Raw genomic sequence first — 12,157 nt, forward strand, 5'->3', positions numbered from 1 at the left:
TCACGCCGCTACGGTATCAGGAGCTTGAGAACAGAAACCGGCCCCGATCAAACGCCTATTTCACGATAAATCCATGCGCGTAAGGATCACGGTCATCAATGAAAATCGTGTTGTAACCATGCTTGCGTGCCCAGCCCTCGATCCCGGGCACGACCGCGTCATAGTCGCCGACCTTTGTCTGTTCGACGACGGAGACACGGAACTGCGATCCGATAATGCTTTCATGAACCAGCTCATGCGCTGGGTCCCACTGCCCCTTGCCAACCAATTGTGCCAGACGCGCAGAAGAGCCCGTCCCGCAGGGAGATCGATCAATCCCCTTATCACCGTAAAACACTGCATTGCGATGGGTGCTGTCAGGCTGGGTCGGTTTTCCAGTCCACTGGATATGTGACAGGCCCTTGATATCCGGGTGAAGTGGGTGAATGAACTCGCCAACCTCGTTCAGGCGACGACGAAGTTCCGGACTGATGCGCTGAAAATCGCCAACCGCGTATTCGGCCATGTCAAGGAAGTTTTCCTGTGGCTCGACAATCGCATAGAAATTGCCGCCATAAGCAACATCAACCTTGATCGGGCCAAGATCGGGACAATCGACCTCGATATCCGTTTTATACAGGAAGGACGGTACATTGGTCAGCTTGACCGATTCCACGTAATCGCCAACCTGTTTGTATTCGGCAATCACCAGCCCGGCAGGCGTTTCAAGACGCAGTACTCCCGGGGTTTTCGGCTTTACCAGACCTTCCTCGATTGCCATGGTGACCGTCCCAATTGTGCCGTGACCGCACATCGGTAGGCAGCCAGACGTCTCGATAAACAGGATGGCTACATCGCAATCATCGCGGGTCGGTTCATAAAGGATCGAGCCCGACATGATGTCATGGCCACGCGGCTCGAACATCAGTCCGGTTCGTATCCAGTCATATTCCGCCAGAAAATGCGCACGCTTTTCAAGCATATTTGCACCTTCAAGCTTTGGTCCGCCACCGGCAACCACACGCACCGGATTACCGCAGGTATGTCCATCAATACAGAAGAAGCTGTGTTTTGCCATTTGGGGCGGCCTTATCCTTGGAAACGATCAATACGATACGGGGTCATGTTAATAGGCGGAGTCGCTTCACTCATCAGGTCGGCGATCAGCCGTCCGGTGGTGGCCGCCATGGTCAGGCCAAGATGGCCGTGACCGAATGCGAAGAAGACATTTTCATGTTTGGGGCTTGCCGAAATCACAGGCTTGGAATCCGGCATTGAGGGGCGGAATCCCATCCATTCTGTACCCCCTTCTGCACTGAGTTTCGGAAGAACTTCCTTGCCTTTGGCAAACAGGGCCTTGGCGCGATCATAATTGGGGGCAGCAACCAGACCGCCAAGCTCAACCGCCCCGCCCACACGAATACCCATTTCCATCGGCGTCAGAACAAAGCTGTCATCGGCACAAATAATCATGCGTGATAGTTTCACACCATTATAAGGGACTGTTGTGTTATACCCCCGTTCGGTATCAAGAGGCACCGATGAACCAAGTCGCGTGGCCAGCGTTTTTGACCATGCACCGCATGCAACAACAACCTTGTCGAAGGTAATCTGTTCACCTTGTGCCGTCATCGCGGCACGCGGTTTGCCATCGCGGTAAACGAAATCGATAACCTCGGCATTCTGAAACTTCCCACCGCGTTCCAGAAAATGCTTGTAAAGGCCGTTAACAATTCTGAACGGATCCAGAACCCGGCCCCAATCCTCCTCCATCACACCACACGTGAAGATCGGGGCCAGATCGGGCTCAATATCCCTGACCTCATCCTTGGTCAGATCACGAATTTTGACCCCGTTACGACGGCGAAGATCAATTCCGTATTCGGCATCCCGGCGTGTTTTCTCGCTGCGATAAACACCCATAGCGCCTTCTTTTTTAAACACCGCACCGGAAAGGCCTGCTTCTGCGATCACCGGATCGTAATCTTCCCAAGCGCGGTTGAGGATGGCTGCTAATTCGGTTGCAATCTGCTCTACCCGGCTTTTCGAACTGGCGGCCAGGAAACGGATCAGCCACGGCATCATTTTGGGCAAATAGGACCAGCGCACCGAAAGCGGCCCCAGCGGATCCATCAGCCAGCCTGGCACATTTGTCCAGACCCCCGGCATGGCAATAGGCGCGCATTCCGTGACGGCAATTCCCCCAGCATTACCAAAGGATGCCCCCATCCCCGGTTCTCCGCGATCCAGAAGGGTGACGTCATAGCCCTTCTTCAAAAGAGCCAAACCGACATTGACCCCGACTATCCCGGAGCCGACAACGACGGCATGCTGTTTTGACTGTGAGGGGGACTTTGAAGCGGAAGAAGGTTTTGGCATGTTCCGGGCCCTGACTGCTTTGGTGTGCGCGTTTTATCTTGATCTCTCGTCTCGTGCCAGATGGCAGCAAACTCCCCTGCGAAAATCACAGGAGAGCTCACACTTGCCATCAAATCATACGCAAATGCAATCACGCCTTACGGAGCTGATGCGATGAATGCGTTGATTGCAAAGCGAATTAAAGTTTCGGGCGTGTGTCGATGGCTTTCTGGATGGTTGCGCGGATGCGTTCCATCTCCTCGCCAACCAGCGGAAGACGCGGAGCACGGACATGGGCCTTACCCACGCCGGTCATCTCCTGTGCCAGTTTGATATACTGAACAAGCTTGGCATGAACATCCATATGCAGGACCGGGGTAAACCAGCGATAGATTTCAAGCGCTTCCTTGTATTTCCCCTCAGACAGCAGCTTCCAAAGTGCGACCGATTCCTGCGGGAAAGCATCGGTAAAGCCCGAAATCCAGCCAACCGCACCCAGAACCTGGGTTTCCATGACAAGGTCATCCATGCCGCAGAACAGAACGAAACGATCACCACAGGCATTATAGATGTCGGTAATACGGCGCGGGTCGCCGGAGCTTTCCTTGATCGCAACCAGGTTCTTCACATCGGCAAGCTGGTTGAATTCTTCAGGCTTGATATCGATGCGATAGGCACCGGGGTTGTTATAGATCATGATCGGTAGCTTGGTCTTGGCAGCAACCGACCGGAAATGCTCGATATTTTCGCGCGGATCGGCGGTATAGATCATGCCCGGCAGAAGCATCAGGCCATCAGCGCCAAGTTCTTCGCATTTCTGCACGTAGCGAATGGCAGCCTGGGTCGAGTTTTCGGCAACGCCCGACAGAACCGGTATGCGACCGTTGGTAACTTCGACAGCAAGCTTGAGAACCGCGATTTTTTCTTCCGGCTCAAGGGCTGCGTTCTCGCCGACCGAGCCCAGCATGACAAGGCCGTCAACACCGGCCTTGATCAGGGCTTCGATCTGATGAGCGGTCATATCGAAATCGATTGAACCATCTTCATTCATCTGGGTGGCAACGGCGGGGAATACGCCAGTCCAGTTCACCTGCATGGAAAGTAACCTCCTGATTTGGTCGCGCGCCCATTAGTGGGTTAGACCGCTTAATCGTTAAAACCCGGATATTTTCGAGCCTAAATTACTTATATGTATATTGTATACAAATTTTAGAATTCGATAGCAACAACAAATTTGAAGCGAAGCCCAAAGGCACCTAACCAGTTTAAGACACCACTTCAACAGTATCGACCTGCACATACTGATATGATTTAATTCCTGTTCCATATTTCATCCATAACGTGCATCAAGGACGATATCATGACGGATATGCGGGCATTATTAAGGTTTCCCGGTGAAAGACGGCTTGCCGTGGCCAATTGCCCCGTTCCCGCCCTATTGCCCGGTACCATTCTGGTCCGCACAGAGATATCTGTCATCAGCAATGGCACGGAAAGACAGCAATCTAGCGAAACCAAAGCGTCCCTTATTAGAAAGGCATGGCAGCGGCCGGATCTGGTAGCGTTGACAATTGAAAAGTTTCGGCGCGACGGCGCGCAGGCAACCCTCACTGCCGTTAAAGGACGCCTTGGCAGACCAATGGCGACCGGATACGCCAATTGCGGAACTGTCGAGGCAATGGCCCCGGATGTCACCGACTTTGATATTGGTCAGCGCGTTGCCTGTGCGGGTATGGAGCATGCCAATCATGCAGAATATAACATTGTCCCACGCAATCTGGCTTGCCCCGTCCCCAACACTGTATCAGACGAGATGGCAGCCTTTGCCACCCTTTACGCCATCGGACTTCATGCCGCCCACCAAGGAGAACTTGAGATCGGGCAGAAGGTCGCCGTGATTGGATGCGGCCTAATCGGTCAAATAGTCACTCAAATCACAATCGCAGCCGGTGCGATTGTGACCGTGATTGAACCGTTTTCAGAGCGCAGAAAAAAAGCAGAAGAAAGCGGGGTAAAGTATGCTTATGCAGATATCAGCACCGCCCCTGTTGATCAGTTCGATGCTGTGCTTGTTTGCAGTAACAATAACAAAGAAGCACGCACCGTGATTGAATCGGCCGCAAAGCTTTGCCGTGACCGTGGCATCATTGTCTGCGTTGGAGACGTTGCTGTAAACGCACCGCGCAATATCCTGTATCGCAAGGAAATTACCATCCGGCAGGTGCGGTCCTATGGACCGGGCCGTTATGACACGAACTACGAGCAACTGGGACAGGACTACCCGATCGGCCATGCCCGATGGACGGTAAAACGGAACATGGCGGCAGCACTATCCCTGATGGAAAGTGGAAAGCTCGACCCGGCCTCGCTTATCTCCCATCGGGTTAACCTGCACGAAGCTTCTGATTTTCTATCAGGAGGTGATGACCCGACCATAATGGCGACGGTCATTAAATATCATCGAACCGATAGCAAACCGCAACCACCAGCCCCAGTCAAAAAGATCAGCAAGCCTAATGTCATGCCGGTCCGGATCGGATTGATAGGCGCGGGAAATTACATGAACAGCGTTTTGCTCCCTCGATTAAAGCTGCGCAAAAAGGTCGCATTGAATGCGGCCGTCTCGGGCAAAGGTCTTTCGGCACTGGCCATCTGCCGGCATATGCCGGATATAACTACCGCGTCCGATCCGGATGAAATTCTGTCAAATCACGATATCAATACGGTGTTTATTGCCACCCGGCACGATAGCCATGCGGACCTCGCCAGTAAGGCCTTGGGCGCAGGGAAACATGTCTGGCTGGAGAAGCCGCTTTGCATCCATCCGAAACAGATCGGCGCACTCAAACAGGCCGTAGGATTGAGTCAAACACAGGTATTCATGGTTGGACATAATCGTCGCTTTGCGCCGATGACAGCCCGCCTGAAACAGCATCTAGTCAAAGGCAAAAAGCAATTCCGCTATCAGGTACGTCCCAATCCACTCCCTTCCGATCACTGGCTGTACCGTCCTGATCAAGGTGGCAGAACAATCGGAGAAATCAGTCATTTCATTGATCTGATTGGCTATCTGACAGGAGCTGAAATGATCAGCCTTTCATGTGACTGGATTGATCGCAAGGCCGGTGACAGCGTTTGGTACATGCACTTTGCCGACGGATCACGAGGCGAAGTTTCTTACATGCATGCCGCCCGACGCAATATGCCAAAGGAAACTCTTGAGGTCCTTGCACCGGGATTTTCTGCCACGATCCAAGATTGGCGGAAGCTTGTGATCAATGGCAACACTGTCATGCGAAAAGGCATTTTTAAAAGCCCTGACAAAGGGCATGACAACGCCATTGATTGCTTCATTGATGCCCTAAGCTCAGGCATCCACGACCATCGAATGCAAGGGATCGCAGCAGAAATAAGCTTGATGGACCAAATTCTGTCCGCGGCCGAAGGCAGCCGTCATGATGCCCCGGCATAAAGCACAATAAGCGGCAAAGTGATCACACTGATCAGCGTCGTGATCAGAATGGTCGTGGAAGACCGATCGATACAAACACTGTAGCTACCAGCAATGATTGCCACATTCGCCCCCGCAGGAAGAGCTGCAATCAGAACCACGATGGTCAACCACAGCGGTTGCAAGTCAAAAATAAAATGAGCGATCAGGAACACAAGAACCGGCTGCACAAACATTTTCGCAACAGTGCACAGCATGCTTGCGGACATATTGCCACGAACGGACTGCCCATAAAGCCCAGCCCCGACCAGAAGCAACGCGATTGTGGGCCCTGCCGTCCGAAACCGTTCGAGTGTTCCATCAATCATTTCGGGCAATCGAAGATCAATCAGGGACGCCAGTACACCAAGGATAATCGCAATGATAATCGGATTGCGCAAAACCCGAATGACACTGCGAACGACATTGGGCAACCAATGCCCGCCGCCAGAACGCGAACCTTCCACGATCATCACCGTAAGCCCCAACAAGGTCAGCGGATGGATCGACAGGATAATCAGAAGCGGTACCAGACCTTCTTCACCGTATACCGCCTGAACCAGAGGAATACCGAGCAGCACAATATTGGAGAAAACCCCGCCCATGGCGGTTACAGCCGCCTCGTCCGTTCTCGCCTTAAGCCACGCCCGTGCCACCATAAACACCAGTAAAAAGTTCAGAAGTGCGCCCGCATAGTAGCTACCCCACAAGCGCAAATCGAAATGCGCACTGATGTCGGATTGCGACAGGGTTTGAAACAACATAGCCGGAATAAAGGCATTCATCGCAAGGCGGGCAAGGAACGGAATGCCTTCGCGGCTGATAACGCGGAAACGGGTTAAAAGATAACCACACAGGATCGTCAAAAAAACAGGTCCAACTTTTCCAACGATCAGATCAAGCATCTTCCCCCCTGGCCGCCCGGTGACGGCCCCCAAACGGTCGCACCCTGTATCCAATAGCAGCAGTTCTATGAAAATACGGACGAATATCCGCAAAAAGAAAGGACGGTACCACGTGGTACCGTCCCGATCTTACAAAGCAATTTATGCGATGACCAGTCTGTAAAGCCATCGGACAACAGCGAAACTATTCAGCCCTGCTCTGTCATGGTTCGCTTGACCGCACTCTTCCAGCCGCCCAAAAGATGTTTCCGGCGACCAGCTTCAAGTTCTGGTTTGAATTCAGCATCCATATGCCAGTTTTCGGCGATATGATGGAGGTCGCGGTAAACCCCCGCCTGCAACCCCGCAAGATAGGCGGCACCAAGTGCAGTTGTTTCCGTCACAACCGGGCGCTGAACCGGAATATCGAGAATATCTGAAAGGTTCTGACACAACCAGTCATTGGCAACCATACCACCGTCAACCCGAACGGCCTTGGGCGAAACACCGTCTGCCGCCATCGCTTCGAATAGATCAAAGGTCTGATAACAAACGCTTTCAAGTGCGGCACGAACGAATTCACGTGGCCCCGTGTCACGGGTCAATCCGAAAATGGCACCGCGCGCATCCGGGTCCCAATAAGGCGCACCAAGTCCGGTAAAGGCCGGAACAAGATAAACGCCGTGATTATCGTCAAGCGATTTGGCCAAACCTTCGCTTTCGGCGGCCGATTTGATGATGCCAAGACCATCCCGCAGCCACTGCACCGCCGCTCCGGCAACAAAAATCGCCCCTTCAATGGCATAGCTGGTTTTGCCATTCAAACGATAACCGATCGTGGTCAGCAAACGATGTTGCGATGTCACAGCATCATCCCCGGTATTGAGAATCACAAAACAACCGGTGCCATAGGTGCTTTTGATGTCGCCTGGCTCAAAGCAGCACTGACCGAATGCGGCTGCTTGCTGGTCGCCTGCCATACCCAGGACAGGAATTTCACGCCCAAAGATATCGGCATCCACCATTCCGAAATCGGCAGCACAATCCTTGACTTCCGGCAACATGCGCTTGGGAACACGGAAGATTTCGCACAACCTGTCATCCCAGACATTGTCGCGAATATTGAAAAGATTGGTGCGTGCGGCATTTGTGGCATCCGTCGCGTGCGATTTTCCGCCGGTCAAACGCCACAGCAGGAATGAGTCGACCGTACCAAACGCTAGGTCACCCTGTTCGGCCAGCGCCCGTGCACCGGTGACATGATCGAGTATCCACGCAGCCTTGGTTGCCGAGAAATACGGATCGATCAAAAGCCCGCTTCGATTATTGACATCAGTTTCAAGGTCCGGATCACGCTTTTTCAAATCATGGCACAAAGCCGCAGTCCGACGATCCTGCCAAACGATGGCATTATAAACGGCTTTGCCCGTCTTGCGGTCCCAAACCACGGTGGTTTCACGCTGGTTGGTGATGCCTATTGCCACAACGTTGGCAATATCGATCCGCGACAATGCTTCGCGACAAACCGCAACAACCGTTTCCCAAAGGTCTTCAGGATCATGTTCCACCCAGCCACTATTGGGAAAATGTTGGGGAAATTCCTGTTGCGCGACCGCCACGGATCGGCCGGTGGCATCGAAAACGATGGCGCGTGAGCTGGTCGTACCCTGATCAATTGCCAGAATGTAACGTGTATCGGTCATTTCTGTTTCCTCCCGAGCCGACAGTTGGTCTGCCGTACCGTTCCGGTCCTTTGCGGCGGCTGATTTTTACCGTGCATCCGACTGGTTCAACTGATTTTCTGTTTCTATTTAGAAAAGAATCATACCAAAAAACAATTCGTTTTCGAAAATTTTATCACATTTATTGACAAACCACCTATCCCGTTTGGCAGCTGATCAGCCAAAATGATATAAAAGACAACACGTTATCATACGCTCATCCAGCTTGAGCATTCATCAGGAAAAACGCCGCAATGATCATCGATCTGGTCTATGGCACCCGCCCCAACCTGATCAAGGCTGCCGCCCTCTATCTGACGTGGTGGGAAAGGCGCGATGATTTACCTTTTACCCTTCGTCTGATCGATACCGGCCAACACTGGGACCCGGCCCTTTCCGAAGGTTTGCGTTTTTCGCTTGGCATACCTGCTCCTGAAATCCGACTTGGAATCGGGCAACCGGGAAATAACCGGAGCACACTCGTTCAGAATGCAGACGATGCCTATTGCCGGGTGCTAGACCAATCACTGCCGCAGGCAACGATCGTCATCGGTGATGTTAACGGCTCTTTGGGTGTCGCGCGCGCGGCAAGAAGACATTCGATTTTTCTGATCCACCTCGAAGCCGGCTTGCGAGGCGGGTTTGATGCCGTCGCCGAAGAAGCCAACCGGACTGAAATTGACATCCTTTGCGACATGCATTGGGCCCCGGATGAAACTGCGGCCAACAACCTGCGCAAAGAAGGCATCGACGCAAAGGGAATCCAAAATGTCGGTAATATCATAATTGATGCGATGCTCCGCTTTGGTGGAACGAGCATACCAATTGATCCTTCTTCGCCCGGTACCGGGCCTGTATTACTGACACTACATCGGGCTGAAAATATTGATAACCTTGTTCGACTATCATCAATCGTGAATGCGATTGTTGACCTTGCCCGGGAAACTCAAATCGTCTGGCCGCTTCACCACCGCGCACAAGAATCCCTTGTAAAAAGCGGTCTTTGGCGCCGTATTCGGGATGCCGAAAACATCAAGGTCACATCCCCCATGCTCTATCCCGATTTCCTGTCAGTTCTTTTTCACGCCCGCTATGTGATAACGGATTCTGGCGGTATGATTGATGAATGCTCCTGGCTTGGAAAAGCTGGATGTATTTTGCGACCGACAACAGAACGTCCGACTGCATTGAGTGCTTCCGCACTGGAAATTTGTGAACCGGAAGACCTGGTCAAAAAAGCCGCCAGCCTGTTCGAGGTAAAAATGCCCCCGTCCCCTTTCCGGCCTGCCGGCTGGGATGGCAAGGCAGCCGGGCGAATGCTTGATACGCTAATTCCGTTTGTTCGGTGAAGCTTACCGATAAATCGCGGCACGGGATTTGCAACCTTAAGTCCCATGACAGGATTTTACCGGCATTATTTTCCCATGGAGGATCGGGATGGCAATATATGACACCCTGATGAGCATCACCAACACGGCGTCCAACGTCAAAAGCACCTATGCGGCGGCAAAAACCATTGCGTCGAACAGTCGACCGCTGCCCGAAGAGAACAAGGAAAAAAATGCCGATATCGCGTATATCAAGGAACACGGCTTCACGACTTATGTGAAGGAGCTTGAAGAACGCAAGATCGAAGAGATGCGCCGCAAGATCCTTCAATCGATGGGCCTTGATGAGGAAAGTCTGGCCAAGATGGGCGCAACCGAACGTCAAGCCATCGAAAAAGCGATTGCTGATGCGATCGAGGAAAAGCTGAACGGCGCGTCACTCGCCAACAAGCAAAACAACGACGATGAAACACCGTCAGAACGACGTGATCGCATGCAGGCTGAAATTGCATTCAACCCGAATATGTTCGACGTTTTCACAGCACTTCAGTCTGAACTTTCGGATGGCTCGGTCCAGTCGATCACATCCGATAACAAGAAAAAGAACGAGAACGCAGCATAACATTGTGATTGCGTGTAAAAACCAAAGGCGCTGTCATTTCGACAGCGCCTTTTTCGTTTCGGAAGTCCGAAAATGCCTTAATCGTCAATGCCTGCCATGCAGACATATTTGACTTCAAGGTAATCCTCTACCCCGTATTTTGAACCTTCGCGGCCGACACCGGATTGCTTGTAGCCGCCAAACGGGGCAACTTCGGTTGCGATCACACCAGCATTGACACCGACCAGACCGGTTTCAAGGCCCTCGGCCAGCTTCCAAATGCGGCTAATGTCGCGTGAATAGAAGTAAGAGGCCAGACCGAACTCTGAATCATTGGCCATTTCCAGCACTTCATCATCACTGTGGAAGCGGATCAGCGGTGCCATCGGACCGAAAGTTTCCTCGCGGAAGACCAGCATATCCCGGTTGGCATCGGCAATCACGGTTGGCTCAAAGAAGCTGCCGCCTTTTGCGTGGCGCTTGCCACCGGTCAGAACCCGGCCACCTTTGGAAACGGCGTCGGCAATCTGGTTTTCAACCTTCTCGACAGCCTTTTCCGTGATCAGCGGGCCAAGGACAACACCTTCTTCGGTGCCATCGCCAACTTTCATCGCCGATGCCTTTGCGGCATATTTTTCGGCAAATTCGTCATAGACAGCATCATGAACAAAGATACGGTTTGCGCAAACACAGGTCTGGCCACTGTTGCGGTATTTCGAGGCAATCGCCCCTTCGACTGCGGCATCAATATCGGCATCTTCACAGACAATGAACGGAGCATTACCACCGAGCTCGAGGCTGATTTTTTTGACCGTGTCGGCACATTGACGCATCAGCAAACGTCCAACTGCGGTTGAACCGGTAAAAGTCAATTTGCGAACCGTCGGGTTTTCGGTCATTTCGGCACCGATGGTTTTGGCATCACCGGTCACAATAGATAGAAGCCCCTTTGGCAAACCGGCGCGTTCGGCCAGAACTGCCATGGCCAGAGCCGAATATGGAGTTTCTATTGCCGGTTTGACGACCATCGCACAGCCCACTGCCAAAGCCGGTGCCGCCTTGCGCGTGATCATCGCGGTGGGGAAGTTCCACGGCGTGATTGCCGCACAAACGCCAACCGGCTCTTTCAGAACAACAACCCGGCGCCCCTGTGCAAAAGTCGGAATAACATCGCCATAGATGCGTTTGCCTTCCTCGGCAAACCATTGGAGGAAAGACGACGCATAGGCTATTTCACCGCGCGCCTCTGCAAGCGGCTTGCCCTGTTCGGCCGTCATCAGGCGTGCCAGGTCTTCCTGATTTTCCATCATTAGGTCGTACCATTTCATCAAAATGGTCGAGCGTTCCTTGGCAGTCCGTTTCTTCCACTGCTTTTGCGCCTTTTCGGCGACTTCAATCGCGTGGGCAACGACATCGCGGCCCAAAACAGGCACAGTGCCAAGCACTTCGCCATTCGCGGGATTGGTGACCTGTTCGGTTTTGCCGTCTGGGGCGTCGACCCATTCACCGCCAATATAGGCTTGCTGGGTGAACAAGGACGGGTCTTTTAAAGAAATCATAGGAATGCCTCCGGAGTTTTGCTTTGGGATCGAAGCATGAAAGTCATGAACATCATCTAGTTCGATCCGTGGTGGTTGCCACATCTTCGCAAGTTAAAAGACCATTTGGCAATCGCAAACACCTCGACCGCCGCGCTTTGCAACAAGATTGCGTTGCCCATCAGCCATGGCTGGCATTTTCGCATAGTGGGCTGGCAAAACCGTAAGCTTCCGCGCCCGGGGGCAAATTGCACCGGG

General features: G+C 52.7%; 9 protein-coding genes. 3 read left to right on the forward strand and 6 right to left on the reverse strand.

Features of this window, described 5'->3' with window-relative positions; genetic code table 11:
- Positions 1 to 55: 55 nt before the first annotated feature.
- From P8T57_RS00040 to P8T57_RS00050, 3 genes are all read right to left on the reverse strand, one after another.
- Positions 56 to 1,057, reverse strand: a complete 1,002-nt coding sequence (locus P8T57_RS00040; RefSeq protein ID WP_037988694.1) for a 4-hydroxyproline epimerase — start codon at positions 1,055 to 1,057, stop codon at positions 56 to 58.
- Positions 1,058 to 1,068: 11 nt separating this feature from the next.
- Positions 1,069 to 2,358, reverse strand: a complete 1,290-nt coding sequence (locus P8T57_RS00045) for an FAD-binding oxidoreductase (RefSeq protein ID WP_341364198.1) — start codon at positions 2,356 to 2,358, stop codon at positions 1,069 to 1,071.
- 178 nt (positions 2,359 to 2,536) lie between these two features.
- A complete protein-coding gene (locus tag P8T57_RS00050; RefSeq protein WP_341364199.1) occupies positions 2,537 to 3,433 on the reverse strand; it encodes a dihydrodipicolinate synthase family protein in 897 nt (298 codons plus the stop codon).
- Positions 3,434 to 3,697: 264 nt separating this feature from the next.
- Between P8T57_RS00050 and P8T57_RS00055 the strand changes: the two genes are divergently transcribed.
- Positions 3,698 to 5,809, forward strand: coding sequence for a bi-domain-containing oxidoreductase (locus P8T57_RS00055; RefSeq protein WP_341364200.1), 2,112 nt, complete (start codon positions 3,698 to 3,700; stop codon positions 5,807 to 5,809).
- Here P8T57_RS00055 and P8T57_RS00060 read toward each other — a convergent pair.
- Both P8T57_RS00060 and glpK read right to left on the reverse strand, forming a co-directional pair.
- Positions 5,791 to 6,732 (reverse strand): AEC family transporter, encoded by a 942-nt coding sequence (locus P8T57_RS00060; RefSeq protein WP_007091517.1) that lies wholly within the window; start codon positions 6,730 to 6,732, stop codon positions 5,791 to 5,793. The two genes, P8T57_RS00055 and P8T57_RS00060, sit on opposite strands and share 19 nt — an antisense overlap.
- A 188-nt stretch (positions 6,733 to 6,920) precedes the next feature.
- Positions 6,921 to 8,414, reverse strand: a complete 1,494-nt coding sequence (glpK, locus tag P8T57_RS00065; RefSeq protein ID WP_114095366.1) for a glycerol kinase GlpK — start codon at positions 8,412 to 8,414, stop codon at positions 6,921 to 6,923.
- Between the two features lie 272 nt (positions 8,415 to 8,686).
- On the opposite strand from glpK, the gene P8T57_RS00070 reads away from it, so the two are divergent.
- Positions 8,687 to 9,781, forward strand: a complete 1,095-nt coding sequence (locus P8T57_RS00070) for a UDP-N-acetylglucosamine 2-epimerase (RefSeq protein ID WP_341364201.1) — start codon at positions 8,687 to 8,689, stop codon at positions 9,779 to 9,781.
- An 88-nt stretch (positions 9,782 to 9,869) separates the two neighbouring features.
- A complete protein-coding gene (locus tag P8T57_RS00075; protein WP_341364202.1) occupies positions 9,870 to 10,382 on the forward strand; it encodes a hypothetical protein in 513 nt (170 codons plus the stop codon).
- Positions 10,383 to 10,459: 77 nt separating this feature from the next.
- Here the strand turns inward: P8T57_RS00075 and P8T57_RS00080 are convergent, their stop codons facing one another.
- A complete protein-coding gene (locus tag P8T57_RS00080) occupies positions 10,460 to 11,920 on the reverse strand; it encodes an NAD-dependent succinate-semialdehyde dehydrogenase (protein WP_341364203.1) in 1,461 nt (486 codons plus the stop codon).
- Positions 11,921 to 12,157 lie beyond the last annotated feature (237 nt).

This window comes from Thalassospira sp. SN3W, from assembly GCF_038070535.1.
GTDB classification, from domain to species: domain Bacteria; phylum Pseudomonadota; class Alphaproteobacteria; order Rhodospirillales; family Thalassospiraceae; genus Thalassospira; species Thalassospira xiamenensis.

What these genes read in the sequence shown, in the direction of transcription:
- P8T57_RS00040 (WP_037988694.1), bottom strand. Translation starts at nt 1,057, where the DNA reads ATGGCAAAACACAGCTTCTTCTGTATTGATGGACATACCTGCGGTAAT.
- P8T57_RS00045 (WP_341364198.1), bottom strand. Translation starts at nt 2,358, where the DNA reads ATGCCAAAACCTTCTTCCGCTTCAAAGTCCCCCTCACAGTCAAAACAG.
- P8T57_RS00050 (WP_341364199.1), bottom strand. Translation starts at nt 3,433, where the DNA reads ATGCAGGTGAACTGGACTGGCGTATTCCCCGCCGTTGCCACCCAGATG.
- P8T57_RS00055 (WP_341364200.1), top strand. Translation starts at nt 3,698, where the DNA reads ATGACGGATATGCGGGCATTATTAAGGTTTCCCGGTGAAAGACGGCTT.
- P8T57_RS00060 (WP_007091517.1), bottom strand. Translation starts at nt 6,732, where the DNA reads ATGCTTGATCTGATCGTTGGAAAAGTTGGACCTGTTTTTTTGACGATC.
- glpK (WP_114095366.1), bottom strand. Translation starts at nt 8,414, where the DNA reads ATGACCGATACACGTTACATTCTGGCAATTGATCAGGGTACGACCAGC.
- P8T57_RS00070 (WP_341364201.1), top strand. Translation starts at nt 8,687, where the DNA reads ATGATCATCGATCTGGTCTATGGCACCCGCCCCAACCTGATCAAGGCT.
- P8T57_RS00075 (WP_341364202.1), top strand. Translation starts at nt 9,870, where the DNA reads ATGGCAATATATGACACCCTGATGAGCATCACCAACACGGCGTCCAAC.
- P8T57_RS00080 (WP_341364203.1), bottom strand. Translation starts at nt 11,920, where the DNA reads ATGATTTCTTTAAAAGACCCGTCCTTGTTCACCCAGCAAGCCTATATT.